The sequence below is a fragment of the Streptomyces sp. NPDC041200 genome (assembly GCF_055591805.1).
Map to the genome: position 1 here is coordinate 178,955 of NZ_JBVIZF010000006.1, position 16,144 is coordinate 195,098.

The 16,144-nt window shown below is 67.8% G+C and carries 13 protein-coding genes; 1 reads left to right on the forward strand and 12 read right to left on the reverse strand.

Annotated elements, in window-relative coordinates; genetic code table 11:
• Window positions 1-14: 14 nt before the first annotated feature.
• Window positions 15-305 carry a heavy-metal-associated domain-containing protein gene (locus ACZ6CL_RS17720; protein WP_468937021.1) on the reverse strand — a complete coding sequence of 97 codons (291 nt, stop codon included), beginning with the start codon at window positions 303-305 and terminating at the stop codon, window positions 15-17.
• A gap of 173 nt (window positions 306-478) precedes the next feature.
• Between ACZ6CL_RS17720 and ACZ6CL_RS17725 the strand changes: the two genes are divergently transcribed.
• Window positions 479-1,453 (forward strand): hypothetical protein, encoded by a 975-nt coding sequence (locus tag ACZ6CL_RS17725; protein WP_468937022.1) that lies wholly within the window; start codon window positions 479-481, stop codon window positions 1,451-1,453.
• 78 nt (window positions 1,454-1,531) lie between these two features.
• Here ACZ6CL_RS17725 and ACZ6CL_RS17730 read toward each other — a convergent pair whose 3' ends face one another.
• The 11 genes from ACZ6CL_RS17730 to ACZ6CL_RS17780 all read right to left on the reverse strand — a co-directional run bounded on the left by ACZ6CL_RS17730 (window position 1,532) and on the right by ACZ6CL_RS17780 (window position 15,682).
• Window positions 1,532-1,819: a metal-sensitive transcriptional regulator gene (locus ACZ6CL_RS17730; RefSeq protein ID WP_468937023.1), complete on the reverse strand. Its 288-nt coding sequence runs from the start codon at window positions 1,817-1,819 to the stop codon at window positions 1,532-1,534.
• 143 nt (window positions 1,820-1,962) lie between these two features.
• A complete protein-coding gene (locus ACZ6CL_RS17735) occupies window positions 1,963-3,711 on the reverse strand; it encodes a fatty acyl-AMP ligase (protein WP_468937024.1) in 1,749 nt (582 codons plus the stop codon).
• 38 nt (window positions 3,712-3,749) lie between these two features.
• Window positions 3,750-4,310, reverse strand: a complete 561-nt coding sequence (locus ACZ6CL_RS17740) for a pyridoxamine 5'-phosphate oxidase family protein (protein ID WP_468937025.1) — start codon at window positions 4,308-4,310, stop codon at window positions 3,750-3,752.
• Window positions 4,311-4,358: 48 nt separating this feature from the next.
• Complete coding sequence (locus ACZ6CL_RS17745; RefSeq protein WP_468937026.1) at window positions 4,359-5,588, reverse strand: cytochrome P450 family protein; 1,230 nt, start codon at window positions 5,586-5,588, stop codon at window positions 4,359-4,361.
• 95 nt (window positions 5,589-5,683) lie between these two features.
• Window positions 5,684-7,285, reverse strand: a complete 1,602-nt coding sequence (locus ACZ6CL_RS17750) for an MFS transporter (protein WP_468937027.1) — start codon at window positions 7,283-7,285, stop codon at window positions 5,684-5,686.
• Between the two features lie 153 nt (window positions 7,286-7,438).
• Entirely contained in the window at window positions 7,439-8,101 is a 663-nt protein-coding gene (locus tag ACZ6CL_RS17755) for a thiaminase II/PqqC family protein (RefSeq protein ID WP_468937028.1), read from the reverse strand.
• Window positions 8,098-9,957, reverse strand: a complete 1,860-nt coding sequence (locus tag ACZ6CL_RS17760) for an acyl-CoA dehydrogenase family protein (protein ID WP_468937029.1) — start codon at window positions 9,955-9,957, stop codon at window positions 8,098-8,100. The genes ACZ6CL_RS17755 and ACZ6CL_RS17760 overlap by 4 nt, the downstream gene beginning before the upstream one ends.
• Entirely contained in the window at window positions 9,954-11,015 is a 1,062-nt protein-coding gene (locus ACZ6CL_RS17765; protein ID WP_468937030.1) for a methyltransferase, read from the reverse strand. Before ACZ6CL_RS17765 ends, ACZ6CL_RS17760 begins: the two co-directional genes overlap by 4 nt.
• Before the next feature lie 51 nt (window positions 11,016-11,066).
• On the reverse strand, window positions 11,067-11,762 hold the full coding sequence (locus tag ACZ6CL_RS17770; protein WP_468937132.1) for an N-acetyltransferase: 696 nt from the start codon (window positions 11,760-11,762) through the stop codon (window positions 11,067-11,069).
• A 103-nt stretch (window positions 11,763-11,865) separates the two neighbouring features.
• Window positions 11,866-12,648 carry a leucyl/phenylalanyl-tRNA--protein transferase gene (locus ACZ6CL_RS17775; RefSeq protein ID WP_468937031.1) on the reverse strand — a complete coding sequence of 261 codons (783 nt, stop codon included), beginning with the start codon at window positions 12,646-12,648 and terminating at the stop codon, window positions 11,866-11,868.
• 7 nt (window positions 12,649-12,655) lie between these two features.
• Window positions 12,656-15,682, reverse strand: a complete 3,027-nt coding sequence (locus ACZ6CL_RS17780; protein WP_468937032.1) for an amino acid adenylation domain-containing protein — start codon at window positions 15,680-15,682, stop codon at window positions 12,656-12,658.
• Window positions 15,683-16,144: the final 462 nt, after the last annotated feature.

Consider the following 16,144-nt stretch of genomic DNA (forward strand, 5'->3'; position numbering starts at 1 on the left):
AGCTTGGAGGGGGATCAGACGGCGCGGCCGGCGAGCTCGTAGCCCGCCTCGTCAACGGCCTTCGCGAACGCGGCGTCGTCAGGCTCCCCGCTGGTGGTCACGGCGACACGGCCGGCGTCGACATCGACCTCGACGCCCAGCACGCCGTCGATCCCGCTGACGGCGTCGGTGACGGCGGACTTGCAGTGGCCACAGGTCATGCCCGTCACCGTGTAGACCGTCGAGACGCTGTCGGCCGCCGTGGCCGTCGCACCCTGCGTGGCACCGGTCGAGCAGCTTCCATCGGGCGTGCAGCAGTCGGACATGCTTCCTCCTGGGAATCACAGACGTGATGAACTGAATACCCCTTGGGGGTATCCATCACCCGACTGTATACCCCCTCCCCCTACCTCTGGCAAGTGAGTCAACCGCTCTTGCGCATACCCTCCTGGGGTATATGCTCGGTCCGTGGCAGACGCCGGACGCCCAAGGAGAACCGATGAACACCCCCTTGAAAATCACTGCCTTCGCTGTCGCGCTCGCCGCCACCTTCGGAGCCGCCTACGGTGTGGGCGATGTGGTCGTTCCGATCGGCACCTCGGCCGACCCCGCAGCCCACGCGGAGCACGAAGGCGGCAACGCCCCGGACAAGGAAGGCGAGCACGGCGCACACGCCGAGAACGGCCAGAGCACGCCACCGGGCGGTCTCCAGATCGCGGAGAACGGCTACAGCTTGAACCTGGAGACCCCGCGCATCCCCGCGGTGAAGAAGTCCGAACTCCGCTTTTCCATCCGTGACAGCGCAGGCCGGAAGGTCACCGCCTTCAAACGCGAACACGGCAAGGAACTCCACCTGATCCTTGCCTCCCGGGACCTGGGCACCTTCCGGCACCTGCACCCCACCCGGTCACCGGACGGCACCTGGAGCACCAAAGCCGGCCTCCCCACAGCCGGCGATTACCGGCTGTTCGCCGACTTCACCCCCGCCGCCAAGGGTGCGAAAGGCCTGACCCTGGGCACGGACCTCGCCGTCTCCGGCTCCTATCGCCCGGCCCCGCTGCCCGCACCCGCGAAGGTCGCCAAAGTCGACGGCTACACCGTCACCCTCGACGGCCGGCTGCGCCCGGGGGCCGCGAGCGAGCTCACGCTGAAGGTCGCCAAGAACGGGCGCTCCGTCACCGACCTCGACCCCTACCTCGGCGCCTACGGCCACCTGGTGGCCCTGCGCTCCGGAGACCTCGCCTACCTGCACGTGCATCCCAACGGCACCCCCGGCGACGGCAAGACCAAGCCGGGCCCCGCCATCTCCTTCACCGCCACCGCGCCCAGCGCGGGCACCTACCGGCTCTTCCTCGACTTCCAGCACCAGGGAAAGGTCCGCACGGCAAGCTTCACCGTCGACGCCGATCGCAGCGTGCGGGAACCGGCCGAGAGCAAGAAGCCCGAAGGCGCCGAAGGCGACCACCAGCACTGATCCGCAGCCCCGGCAGCCAGCGTGGAGCCCCAGGCAGATCCGCCTGGGGCTCCACGCAAGGGGGTTGTGCGGGAAACGTCAGGACCGCACCAACCGTGCGATGGCGTCGGACGCCTCCTTCAGCTTCTTGTCCCTCTCCTCGCCGCCCTCGGCGACGGCACTGCTCACACAGGTGGCCATGTGCTCGTCCAACATCTGCAGAGCGAACGACTGCAGGGCACGCGTCGTCGCCGACACCTGCGTGAGAATGTCGATGCAGTAAGTGTCCGTCTCCACCAGTCGCTGCAGGCCACGGACTTGGCCCTCGATGCGGCGAAGCCGCATCATCACCTCGTCCTTGTGCGTCTTCTGGTCCTGGCCAGCCATGGCTCCTGGTCCTTCCTTCCCGGCCGGTGCCACAGCGCAGCGCGACCTCCCCCTAAAAGATACCCTCCGGCCGTATGGAAGCGTGCCGCCGGAACATTACGAGCCTGTCGTAGGTAGGTCACAGGAGCCTGAAGGCACGTCCCTTACGAGGCCGATTCCCACCGGTCGAGTTCCTCGAACTCACCGGCCAGGTAACAGCGGCGTGCCATCCAGCGCTGCACCTTCCCACTCGAGGTCTTGTGGATCGTCCGGGGCGGAATCAGCACCACCGCATATGGGGGAACGCTGCATTCCATCGAAACCGTCCGGCGGATGTCATCGATGATGTCCTGATGAGGCCTGTCGCTGCCGGGATCCGCCTCGTAGACCAAGACGAGACGTTCTGCTGACTTCTCCGCGTCTTCGATCGAGAACGCGGCACCGCAGTTACGGCGGACTCCCGGGACCGAGTTCTCACAGACCAGCTCGATGTCGGCAGGGTGGTAGTTCCGGCCGTTGATCACGATCAGGTCCTTCATACGGCCCGTCACGAACAGTTCGCCGTCCCGCAAGAAGCCGAGGTCGCCGGTGCGCAGGAACGGGCCCTCCCCGGCAGCGGTCTTCTCCCCGAACGTCGCACCGGACTCCACGGGTCTGCGCCAGTAGCCCTCCGCGACACTGGGCGAGGCGACCCAGATCTCACCCACCAGGCCGCTGCCCAAAGGCTCACGGGAGTCGGGATCGACGATCAGAAGCCGGGTGTCGGGACCAGGCCGCCCGCAACTCACCAGGTGCCTCGACGGCTCGGACGCCGCCGCCGGCCGGGCGTGTCCGTCGACGTCGAGAGGCTCACTCGCGACCCGCGCCGAGCGCCAGCCGCCCAGCGGCCCACCGCCCGTCACGAACAGTGTCGCCTCGGCAAGCCCGTAGCACGGGTAGAACGACTCTGCTCGGAAACCACAGGCACTGAATCGCTCGGCGAAGCGCGCCATGGTCTGTGCCCTCACCGGCTCGGCTCCGGTGAAGGTGACCTCGAGGCTGGACAGGTCCAGCCCTTCCGCATTCTCGTCCGTCGCACGCCGCAGACACAGCTCGTACGCGAAGTTCGGTCCTCCGGTGATCGTCGCTCGATGCCGCGAGACCATGCGCAGCCAGGACAGCGGTCGGCGAAGGAACGTCACCGGTGAGGTCAGGGTGGCGGGGATACCGAAGAACAGCGGGGTGAGGATGCCGCCGATCAGCCCCATGTCGTGATACGGCGGCAGCCACAGGGCGCCCGAACTCTCCGCGTGGATACCAAAACCACGCCCGATGTCACGGCAGTTGTCCATCAGCTGGGCGTGAGTCAGCACAACGCCACGCGGCAGCGCTGTCGAACCCGAGGTGTACTGCAGCAGCGCCGGCAGCCCCCGGGGAGCTGTCGGCTCGATGCCCGCGCTCCCAGATTCGAGTTCATCCGTCGCCAATACCCGGGGCGCGCGCCCCAACGTGGTCTCGAGCCACTGCTCGATGAGCGGCTTGATGTCCGTCGTGGTGAGAACGACGGCGGAGCCGGTGTCCTCGATGATTGCCGCCAGCCGCGGCAGCGTCCGGGAAAGGCGCGCCGGATCCGGCGGGAAGGCCGGGACCGCGGGAAGACCCGCGTAGAAGCATGCGAACAGGCCGGTCAGATAGTCCAGGCCGGGCGCGAACAGCAGCAGCGCCGGATCATCCCGGCCTGCGGCGTTCTCGAGGAGCCCGGCCGCCACTGTCCGCGCGCGCGTGTCGAGTTCGGCATAGGTGACTTCTTCGACCGACTCGTCATCGGCGACGAACCGGAAACCGACCACATCAGGTGACCGCAGAGCCTGCTCGTGCAGAGCGTGTGCGAACGTCCTGGTTGTGCGCACACCGCTCAAGCCTGTACTTGTCATGGATGTTCCCCCGCGGTTCTCGGGTTCGGGCAGAAGGATCAGGAGGTCGTCCGGATGTGTGAGCTGGGGGACGGCTGAGCCGGCGTCTGCGCGTCGAGCGGCATCTCCATACGGCGGTCGATGCGGTCTTCGGCCCATGTCCGGGTGTCGACGAGCCACCAGCGCTCGACCTCGACCAGGTAGAGGCGGTGCGGAGCGGGCGACTGCAGCAGTGTCGCCGGAAGCTGCCACTCGGCACGCTGCCGCGGGTCCGGGAACACGGTCTCGTAGAAACGCGCGTAGTACCCGTCGAGCCGGTCGGGGGAGATCTCGGCGCAGCGGCCGGTGAACTGGGCGCCGTCGACCGAGGAGATGGCCGCGCCCGCACCGGCGCCCTCGGTGGTGAACAGGGAGCCACTCACCTGGGGCCGGGCACGGATATGACGGCTGTGCCGGGAACTGGTGGCCGACCCGAAGACGAAACGCAGCGGGTCGGCGAACCAGACGTACTCCAGGGTGGCGATCCAGGGGTCGCCACCCTCACCGACGGAGGCCAGATTCAGATACCGGGCGGTGTCCAGCAGCTGCTTCGTCCTGACGGCCAGATTGTCAACGGTCACCTGCGGACCTTTCTCTGTCGTGACGTGCGGTGGCGGAAGAGGGCGCCGCTACGTGTGGCGCAGGTGGACGGGCAGCGCGACGATGTCGTTGCCGATGAAGGTCTGCCCGGGCTGGACGTGCTCGGGCGCGACGGCCAGGGCGAGGTTCGGGAAGCAGTCGAACAGTGCGGGCAGGGCCACCCTGGCCTCGAGCCGCGCGAGGTGCGAGCCGGGGCAGAAGTGGGCGCCGAGCCCGAAGGCGAGATGGTCCTTGTTCTCGCGGTTGACGTCGAAAGTCCCGGGATCCTCGTGCACATCCGGGTCCCGGCCGTGGGCCCCGTAGCAGATCAGGATCGCGTCGCCGGCGCGGATCACCACCCCTTCACCAAGGTCGATGTCCTCCGTGGCCCAGCGCATCGGCAGATGCATGACCGGACAGTGGACGCGCAAGGATTCCTCGATCGCGTCGTCCCACCGTCCAGGGTCGGCCCGCAGAAGGTCGAGTTGGGCAGGCCGCGCGAGGAGCTCGCGGACCGTGTGGTCGATGAGGTTGATGGTGGTCTGGCTTCCCCCGCCGATCATCAGCAGCAGCGTGGAGATCAGCTCGTGGCTGCTCAAGGGCGCTTCGCCGGTCTCACGCGCCGCGATCAGGAAGCTGGTCAGGTCGTCGTCCGGCGTTCGCTGCTTGGTCTCGATCAGAACGTGCATCGCCGCTTCGAGGTCCTGGTAGACGGCGACGGACTCCTCCTCGGGCACGTCGGTCATGGCGACCACGCGGAAAGCACGGAGTACTTCGGGCCGCTGGTCCTCGGGCACACCGAAGAGGTCGCATATCACCCGGGTGGGAACCCGGTAGGAGAATTCCTCGTGCAGGTCCACGGTTTCGTCACCGGACCGCTGCTTGAGGTCGTGGAGGAGTTCGGCGACGATCGCGTCGACCTGGGGACGGAGCTTCTCCACGCGGCGCGGGGTGAACGCCGGGGTGATCAGCTTCCGCAGCCGCGCGTGCGCGCTGCCGTCCGTGGTGGCCATGGACTCCACGTCGACCCATGGCGAGAGCCAGGGCACGGACCCGGGCACATAGGTGGGAACCGTCTCCTTCAGGTTCCGGGACACGCCTGGGTGCGTCAGGAGGCGCTTGACGACATCACCCCGTGACACCGACCAGGCCCCGACGCCTTCGGGCAGTTCCACGGGGACAGCGGGCCCGGATGCCCGCAGATGTGTCACCTGTTCATACATGCACTTTCCGCCGGCGCTCTTGATCGTCTCGACGGTGTCCGCGCTGAAGTCGATCATTATGTGCCTCCCATGAGTGGCGGAGGCGGCGGCTGTGCGGTTGCACGGCTGTCCCAGCCGCCGCCTCCGGCCCACTGATCTGTTGTCGTGCGTCCTTACTTCGAGCCGCCTCCCGCGGCCGCGGCCGACTCGGCCGGGTCCGCCTCACCACCGTGCGACCCCGGCGCGGCAGCGCCGGTCGGGGGCACGTGGCGGAGCGTGAGGGCGGCGATGATCGCTCCGGCCGCGGCGATCACGGCCGCGGTGGCCGACCCGATGCTGAGCCCGTCGGCGAACGCGTCCTTCGTCACGCGCAGCAGTGGATCGGCGAGGTGGTCGGGAAGGTTCTGCGCGGCGGCGACGGCGCCGGAGAGGTTCTCCTCAGCAGCCGCCTTGTCCTTGGCGGGCAGGCCCTCGGGCAGCTTGCCGGCGAGCCCGCTGCTGTAGGCCGCGGTGCCGATGCTGCCGACGATCGCGACGCCCAGGGAGATGCCCAGGTCGTTGACGGTGGAGGCGAGTCCGCCGGCGGCGCCTGCCTTCTCCGGCGGGACCGAGCTGACCACCAGGTCGGTGGTGAGGGCCATGGACGGGGACACCGCCGGATAGAGAACGACGAAGCCCGCGATGAGCATCGGCACACCGGTCGCGCTGTCGACTTGGGTGAACAGCAGATAGCCGATCACCTGCACGGCCAGGCCGGTGGCGATGACGTAGCCCGGGCGCACCCTTCGGGCAATGATCGGCGACAGGGTGGCGACGGCGATCAGCACGAGGGCCGCGGGAAGGATCGCGAACCCGGTCTTGAGGGGCGACAGGTCCTTCACCTGCTGCAGGAACTGCGTGAACATCAGGTACACGCCGCCGAGGCCGGTGGCCGCCAGGATGAACACGCCGAGCGCTCCGCCGACCGTCCGGTTGGTGAACAGGCGCACGTCCAGCAGGGGTGCGGACGAACGGAGTTGACGAAGGACGAACCAGACTCCGAAGGCCAGTCCGATCACCACGCCCGCGGTCGAGAGCGTCGGCGAGTCACTGGTGGCGAACGTTTTGATCCCGTAGATGAACGGCAGCAGCGTCGCCAGCAGCAGCACCGCGCTGAACAAGTCGAGCTTGCTGTCCTGGGCGCCCTGGTGACGCGGCAGCAGCAACGGCCCACCGATCACCACGACGGCCATCACCGGAACCGCGACCAGGAACGTCGCCCGCCAGGAGAAGGCCTCGAGGAGCAGTCCGGACAGCAACGGGCCCAGCGCGACACCGGCGGAGATCGCGGCCGCCCAGGTGCCGATCGCGACACCGCGCTGCTTGGGGTCATGGAACATCGAGAAGATCAGGCCGAGCGTTGCCGGCATCTGCATGGCCGCCGCGATGCCGAGCACCGCACGCCAGACGATCATCATCACCGGAGAGTCCGCCATCGCGGCCAGCACGGAGAAGACGCCGAAGAGAGCGGCTCCGATCACCAGGAGGTTCCTGTGCCCGAAGCGGTCGGCCACGGTCCCCATCAGGACGAGCAGGCTCGCCATGAGGAAGCCGTAGATGTCCAGGATCCATAGCGTCTCGGTGCTGCTGGGCTTCAAGTCGGCGGCGAGATAGGGGCTGGCCAGGAACAAGATGGTCAGCATCATGAACAGGAGCAGAGCGGGCAGGACCAACAGGCCCAGCGCCGCCCACTCCTTACTCCCGGCGCGTTGCGGGGGATTTCCGGCCGAGGACATCGGCACTCCTCTCCTCATTGGCGCCGGCGACATGCCAGCGCTCGAGGCGTCGATCCATTGGGGGTTATACCCCTACGGGGTAGGCGTAGCGAACATACGGATGGGGGGTATACCTGTCAAGCGAACCGCCCTCTCCGCCACGCGCCCCTGAACTCAGCCGAGTTCCAGCCCCTGGGCGAGGCAGTTCCAGAACTCGCCCTCCAAGGCGCACACCATCCGGGCGCATCGAACAGCGGCAGCGGGATCGTCCCCGCCGGCCAGTCCCGTCTCGAGCGTGACCGCCGCCTGGTCCAGAACGGGCTGCGGCGTATCCGCGAAGTACCGGAAGTGACCGAGCGCCTCCTCCGCGAACCCGTACCGGGCGACCAGCGCGTCGGCCACACGCGTGTAGGTCTCGCCGGACTCCCGCGCATTCACCAGCAGCGCCAGCGCGACGTCGCTGGAGGCACCGCACAGCGCGGACTGCGACAGGAACGCCGGATACGCCTGCGCCAGCGGCCACGGTTCGTAGCCACGCAGCTCCTTGGCGCCCATCCCGAGCGCGGCCGCGAAATCCATGAGGAGTTCCAGCGCCTGTCCTCCGCTTTGCGCCAGGGTCAGGTACAGATCCCCGGCGGGAGGAGAGGGAAAGCGCGAAGCCAGCAAAGCGAAGCTGCGCCGGTCGCTGGCCACGAGGTAATACAGCTCCCCGGCAAGCCGGCCGAGCCGCTCCTTCGGGACATGGCCGCCTTCCAGCAGATCGACGAACCGGTTGGGCCCCCTGTGCGGCGCTGTCTGCGCTCGTGCCGCGTGGAGGACATCAGTGGTGGAGTTCACAGAGCTTCCCCCTCTGGTGCGCCAGCAACTTCCCGGGTACGGGACGTCGGCGGGACGACTCGCCGCAGGTTCGGTCCTTTCGCGGGACCGTGCCTCGTCTCGGCGATCCACGGCCCGTCGGTGGACGGGTCGACCACTCCCTCCTCGAGCCAGGCACAGTGACCTCGCATCACACGCCCGGCCACATCCCGGTCTTTGTCGTCGGTGTTGTCGTCGAGCTGGCGGAGGAGTTCCTCGATGCGCAGCCGGGCCTGATGGCAGAAGGCATCGGCCAGCGCGGTCGTGGTGTCACCGGCACCGTCGAGCGCGGCCGCGTAGACGCAGCTTGTGCTCATCGCGTACAGCTCGGCGCCGATGTCGACGATCCGGCCGAGGAACCTCTGACGCTCACGTTCGGCATCCGGCCCGTCCGCGACGAGAGCCAGACGATGCGCCAGGTGTCCGGAGATCCGCTCGACGAACGCGAGGTGCGTGCTCAAAGCACCGTCCACGGAGTCGGCAGAGGGGCGTTGGCTGCCGGAAGGCCCGGCTGTACGGGTGTCTGACGCGCGGTGCAAGGCGAGGAGGTCCTGGGCCAGGAAATCGCGGAGCGCCTCGCTGGATCCGTCGAAGACGCGGCCCACCCGGACATCACGCAGCAACTGTTCGACCGGGATTCCCTTCTCGCCACGTGCGATCGCCGAATCGGCCCTCTCGTACCCGCGGCCGCCCCGAATCTGGACGAGCTCGTCCGCGACCATGCAGACCTTCTCCGTGGCGAACAGTTTGGCGAGCTCCGCATCGAGCCGGGTGTCGCTGCCACCCTGCTCCGCCAGGCGGCCGGTGACCTCGACCATCGCCTCGAGGGCGAACGCGGTGGCGGCGATGAACGCCAGCTTGCCGGCGACCGCGTCCAGCTCGCCGATGGGCCGGTCCCACTGGACGCGGGCCGTGCTCCACCGGCGCGCCACCGACAGGCTCCACTTCGCCGCGGCCGCGGACACGGCCGGCAGTGAGAGACGGCCGGTGTCCTGGGCGGCGAGAGCGATCTCCAGGCCCGCGCCGACTTCGCCGATCCGGTTGCGCGCGGGGACGGCGACGCGGTGCAGGCGGATGCAGCCGTTCTCCAACCCCCGCAGGCCGAGGAAGGAGTTCCGGCGCTCGACCGTCACCCCCGGCGAGTCGGCCTCGACGATGAACGCGGTCATCCCCCCGGCATCCTGGTCCGAAGGGGCGACGACAGCCATGACGACCAAGAGGTCGGCGATGACCCCATTGGTGACCCATGTCTTCACGCCGTCGAGGAGGTAGCTGTCCGAGTCCGGGTCGTAGACGGCGGTGGTGTGCATGCGGAACGGGTCGTTGCCGATGTCGGCCTCGGTGAGAGCGAACGCCGAGATCTCATCGACGCACCGGGGGAGGAACTCCCGCCTTTGCGCGTCGGTTCCGAACAGGGTGAGGGGCTGGGCAAGACCGATGGCCTGGTGAGCCGCGAGCAGCTCGCTCAGTGCCGGGTGTGTCGTGCTGGCGAGCATCAGAGCACGGTGATAACAACGGGAGGACAGCCCCTGCCCGCCGTACTGCCGGGGAATCTTGATGCTCAGCGCCCCGAGATCCTTGAGCTTTTCGATGATGTGGTCGGGGATCCGGTCCGTGCTCTCGATCTCCGCGCTGTCCACCTCCTTCTCGCAGAAGGCACGGAGCCGGGACAGGAACCGCTCCTCCACCGGGTCCAGACGGCGGGGGTCGCCCCCGGGCAGGGCGAGAAGATCAGTCCTCACCCTGCCCAGGAACAACTCGCCGGTGAACCCTGGCTGCCTCGCCCGCGAGGACTCCGGCTGATCCACCTGGCGGTCCGCCACAGGTTCCGTCGTCATGCGACGGACGTGGGGACGGCCTGAATGATCGACAAGGGTCCGGCGTCCCTGTCGCCGACCGACTGCACCGTGAAGCCGGTCTCCTCGAGCATCGCGCGGAACTCACTCTCGGTCCGCTCGCGGCCCCCGGTCGTCACCATCATGTTGACGTCGGTGAGGAACATGACCGGTGCGCTGGTGTCGGCGGTCTCGGGAAGCACGGTGCCGACGATCAGCAGCGTGGCGGACTGGGGCATATGGGCGCGACAGGTCCGCAGGATGGCGCGGGACTCCTCGTCGCCCCAGTCCTGGAACACGCTCTTGATGATGTAGATGTCACCGTCGCCCGGGACGGCCTGGAAGAAGTCGCCGGCCCGGGCCTCGCACCGGTCCGTGAGCCCGGCCTTGCTCAGCGTCGCGGGCGCCTCCGCCACACCGCTGGCGCTGTCGAAAACGATGCCCCGCAGCCCGGGACGGTCGCGCAGGATCGCGGTGAGGAGGGTGCCGTCGCCGCCACCGAGGTCCACCAGCGTCCCGGATTCCGGAAAGTCGTATCCCGAGGCGATGTGCTCGGCCGAGTGCCTGGACTCCTCGCTCATCGCCTCGTTGAACAACATGCTCGTCTCGGGGTGCTGGGCCAAGTACTCATAGATCCCGGTCCCGTACGTGTGGTCGAAAGCGCGCTCGCCACGGGAAATGGTGTGATGCAGGCCCTGCCACGAGGTGAGGAAGAGGGGGTCGCAGAACATCCGGGCGAAGTTCTTGAGCGAGTCCGGGGAATCGGCTCGCAGCTGGGAGCCGAGGTCAGTGAGCGCGAAACATCCCGGCTCCGGTTCCGCGACGATCCCACCGGCGACCAGCAGCCGCAACAGCCGCCGCAGTGACGGCTCGTGAGTCTCCGTCTCGGCGGCAAGTTCGCCGCTGTGACAGGACCCCGAACCGATGAGGTCGGCGAGGCCGAGTTCCGCGGCGACCCCGATCGAGTGCGCGATCATGTAACCGCCGATCCGCTCGATCAGGGCCGCGCGCAGGTCCAACTTGTCGGTCGACAGCGCGCTGTGAGGAGTTGTGCTGCTCATCGGTCGTACTCCTTGTCGTCGGTACCGCTCGTGATGCGTCGAAGTGGGATGTCAAAGACTCGAGCCGGCGAGCCGGTGCCTCACCCATACGTTGGGTTCGACGTACACCGCGAAGTTGTGCTCGAGACTCACGGTCAATGGCGTCAGCGCTCCGCGCACTTCCACCGGACCGCTGGTGTCCAGAGGCAGGCCGGTCCACTCGCGCCACTGAGCGAGGCTTCCGGAGATGGTCATGGACGCCGGACACACCTTCAGCACCTCGCCGCCCGCCCTGACGTGGACGCGCAGCCAGGGGTCCGCGGGCAGGCCATCGGGCCGGAGAGAGGTGAGGTACTCGTCCATCGGCAGTTCCGGGTGTTCGTGCTTGCGGCTGGGACGGACAGGGCTCACGACGTCGCGGAACCCTTTCCGGCGCGCGTGGTCGGTAACGGCCCGCAGAACACGTGCGGACAGGTTCCGCGACTGGTGGCCGCGGAGGACGGCGACCTCCAGCGCGCACAGCGTGGTGAATTCCCGCTCCGCGTACGTGTCGGACAGGCACTGCCGAAGTGCCTCGTCCCACCCGGTGTCGGGCAGGTGGCCGGGGTCGCCGTCCCAGGCGATGGCCACCCCGGCAGCGCGGGCGATGACCTGCTCCCGCTCATCGAGCACGACGAGCTGGTGCTCCGCATGCCGGTCGAAGGCCCACTCGACGAGCAGGCCGTCGGGGCGGATGTAGGCCGGCCACGACGACTCCATCGAGATCATGGCCTCTTCCAGGTCAGGCCTCTCCGCGAGGCTGACCACCCGCAGATCCGTGGTGGTGATGGGCACAGCATGTCTCCCTGAGGCAGGCACGGGTGTGGTGAGCTCACTCGGCAAGGCGGCCGGCGGGCAGTTTCCGGGTGGCGAGCGGCCGGTTCTCATCGAGGGTGGCCAGCAGTTCGAGATACCCGGACCTGGGCAGGGGCCGGGCACCGACGAGCCGGGCATGGTCGCCGTCGCGCTGGACATCGATCGCGAGCCCGCCGGCCTCGGCGAAGCGGCGCGTCAGGTCGGCCACCGCCGTCTTGCCCGCCCCGCTGCGCAGCGTGAACTGGGAGTCGGCACTGAACACCGCCCCGACCCTGATGCCGAAGGTCCCGCCGATCAGCTCGTCGCCGTCCCAGACCTCGACGCTGTGGGCGTGGCCCTGCCTGTGCAGGAGGCACAGGCCCCGCAGCAGCTCGTCGGTCAACCACCGCTGTACGCGGCCCACCCGGCACTGACGGACCACCTCTTCGAAGCAGACGTCTGCCGTCGTGGTCCAGTCCGTCCTGTTGCGCAGTTGCTGGCGCAGGCTGCGCTGGATTCGGGCCTGGTCCACGAGAATCACGGGCCGCGGGTCCGGGGACCACCATGAGATCGAGAAGGGATCCGCGCGGCCTGGCACGATCTTCACACGCCCGGCTTTGACCTCGGCCTCGTAGGTGAGTTCATTGACGATTGCCGCTTCGGCCATGTCAACCGGAAAGGGGTACAGGCCCCGCCGATAGGCGGCAAGAAGGTTCTGGGGCGCGAGGTCTCCGCCGAAGGCGATGGGCTGTTCAGCGGGTCCCGCCCCGATATCCACCGAATCCCATATCGACTCGGTCCGAGCCTGTGTCCGGATCATGTTCACCTCACAGGAAGTCGATGGAGGTCAGGTATTCGATGTAGCGGTCGAGCATCGCGCTGTCCACGGGCGGAATATCGATTCCGCTGCCACGCAATGCGGCCTTCACATTTTCTTGCGAGAAGGCGGGAAACGTTGTTTCGAGGTACATCTCGGCGACACTCATGGTGCCGCTGGAGCACCGGTCGATGAAGAGCGGCGCAAAAGGTGTCATGGGGTGGTCCGGCTGTTCCACGGCAGTCGTGACGATGTGTTCCAGCCACTGTTCCCAGGGGACTTCACGGATGGCGTGGCCGTGGGCGCGAAGCCTCTCGGCAAGGAGCGAGATATTTACCTTGCCGGGATTGGTCAGGTGGTAGACCTCCCCGGCGGGAAGCCGGCTCGAGGCGATGTGCAGGAGCGCTGCCGCAAAGCAGTCCACTGGTGTGTAGTCCAGGGGGAGTTCGGCGATCGGTGAGGTCCCGGTGTCGACGACGAACCGCTTCATCGCACACATCTCGGTTGCGGTGTTCCAGGCACCGGTCGTCTGGTCGCCGGAAATGTCGGCGGCGCGGTAGATGGCGACCGGCAGGCCTTCTTCGGCAGCGTTCTGGAGAAGCGCTTCGGCGACCCACTTGCTTTCCACGTAGCCGACGGAGAGATGGCCGGCGTGGGCGAGCGGCGTCTCTTCGGTGACGTGCCGGACTCCGGCGGTCCCGAAACCGGAGACCACCGCCATGGTGGAGACGTAGTGGATGGGAATGTTCCGGTAGCGGCCGGCCATCCGGATGATCTCCCGGGTGCCCTCGACGTTCGCCGGGCGCATATGGGAGTACGGGTAGATGAAGTTGACCAGCCCGCCAGGGTGATGGATGACGTCGATGACCTGCGCGAAGTGGTCGAATTCCTCGTCCGGCAGGCCGAACTGTGGCTCGCCCAGGTCGCCGGGAACAGCCCTTATCCGCCCCTCGGCCCAATAGGACTCCAGACCGTCCTTCATGTAGTGCAGCGCGTTGTCCTTGATGCGTTCCCTCGCCTGGTCGGCATCCGCGGCGCGTACGAGGCAGTGCACAGTGGCGGTGGTGGTCGCCAGGAGTTCACGCAGCAGATAGATCCCGAGGAACCCCGTCGCGCCGGTGAGGAATACGTGGGACGGGTCCGCCCATGAGGTGGAACCCGGCGGCTGCCGCTGGATCGGCACCCCGACAGCCGTGTCGGCCTCGAGGTCGACGTGCGACGCGCTGTCGGTGTCGAGTGTGCCGGCCCGGGCCGACTCCACGGCTGACGCGAAGCTGCGCAGGGTCGCGTCGTCGAGGAGGAGCCGGATGAGAGGGCGGACCTGTGTGATCAGGACGCCCAGTGAGGCCCGGACCTTGGCGAGCAGTTCGGCCGCCAGAATCGAATTCCCGCCTAGGTCGAAGAAGTTGTCGTCAGGCGCGACCGAGTCCACGTCGAGCACCTGGCACCACAGCCCCGCGACGGCGCGCTCGACCATGCTGGCGGCCGGAACATCGCTGTCGGCCCTGGGCGCGACGGCGGGTTCCCGCGACGGGTCGGGCAGCGCGGCAAGGTCGATTTTGCCGTGCCTCGTCATCGGCATCGTGTCCAGCTGGATGAACTTCGCCGGGATCATGAACGTGGGCAGTCGGCCGGCGGCGAAGGCGCGCAGCTCGGCCGGCTCGAGCCGGTGCGGAGTGCCGCTCGCGGTGAAGTAGGCGGCAACCTGCGACTCGCCCTTGGCGCTGAAGGCCATCACCGCCACGTCGTCGATGAGATGGTGCGCCGACAGGGTCGCCTCGATCTCGGCCGGCTCCACGCGGAATCCGTGGATCTTGATCTGCCTGTCGGCCCGTCCGACGACCTCGAGGTTGCCCTCCGCCGTCCAGCGACCGAGGTCGCCGGTGCGGTACACGCGCGTGGTCTCGTCCCCTGATCCAGGCAGGACGAGGAAGCGGGCCTTGGCCGGGGACTGCTCGGCGAGGTAGCCCTGGGCGACGCCGGGCCCTCCGATGTATATCTCTCCGCGCTGCTGCGGCGGGACCGGCTTCATGTCCTGGTCCAGCACGTGAACGGCGGTCTGCGGCAGTGGGCGTCCGATGGGCGCCGGTCCCTGAGGAGGGAGCGACTCCAGAGTGATCTCCATGGTGCACGACGTGATCGTCGTCTCGGTCAACCCGTAGGCGTTGACGAGCCGGGAGTTCGGCATGAGGCGCAGCGCGGCGCCGCAGTCGGCAGCATGCACCGCGCTGCCACCGACGATCGTGAGCCGGACCGGCAGCTCGGCCGGGCTTTGCGCGAGTTCGGCAAGGAACGACCGCCAGTACGGCGGGGTCAGGTCCATGACCGTTACGCCGAGCGAGGCGAGCCTGTGGGGCAGTTCGCTCGGTGCCCAGTTGTACTCGGGCAGAACGAGCGTCGCCCCGTGGACCAGCGGGACCAGGATCTGTTCGATGGAGGTGTCGAAGGAGAGCGCGGCAAACTGCAGGACGCGGTCGTCCGGGCCGATGCCATACCGCTCGTTCACGCTCCGGCAGAGGTAGCCGAGCGAAGCGTGGCTCACCTGCACGCCCTTCGGCGTGCCGGAGGAGCCTGAGGTGTAGACGATGTAGGCGGTGTCCGAGGCGTCAACGGTGATGTCCGGAGGGCCGGTGGGCGACTCGGCGGCGGTGACCGCGACCGCGCTGAGAGTCGGCACCGAGAGGCCGGCGAAGCGATCTTCGTACTCGGAGCGGGTGACGACAGCGGCGCAGCCGGTCTCCTTGACGTATGTGGCGAGCCGGTCATCCGGAACTCCGGGCTCCACCGGCAAGTACGTCGCCCCCGCCTTGAGGGTCGCGATGAGCGAGACGATCAGGTCGATCGAACGCTCAAGGTGGGTCATGACCACGGATCCGCGTCCGACCCCGAGATCCTGGAATCGGTGAGCGAGCAGGTTCGCGCGCTCGTCGAGTTCGGTGTAGCTGATCCGATGGCCGTCGTGTTCCACTGCTGTCGCATCCCGTCGTACCGCCGCCACGGCGGCGAAACGATCCTGCGCGAACAGCTTCCCGGTCAAGTCCATAAGTCCTCTGCTCCATTGCGGGTGTGGAGAACGCTGAAGAGATCGTCAACGTGCTTTCGGACGTGGTGAACCGCACGCCGGAGAATGCGCGATTTCCGGAGTGTGAAAGAGGAACGAAGGTGTTCGGCTAGGCGCGTCCGGCCACTACGCGAATACCGGACCGCGCCTGCTCATCGTCTGAGAATTCCCGCTAGGAGCTCGACTGCTCACTCAGGGGACTCACCGGCAAAGCGATCGTCGCGTTCGCACGGTGGATTGATGTGCCGGTTTTTTCTGCAAGTTCTCGGCATGGCTGGTTCATGCGTGATCGATTCCCCCATGTTGTGCCTACCGACCTCGCCGCGTCGGTGAACAACGAAGACTTCCTGTGCCGTCGCGCTTCACCGGTGGATGGCCCCGGTTGCTCCACTTGGCAATCAGTCAGGGCCCTCGTTGTGCACTGTCGCGGCTGGTGTG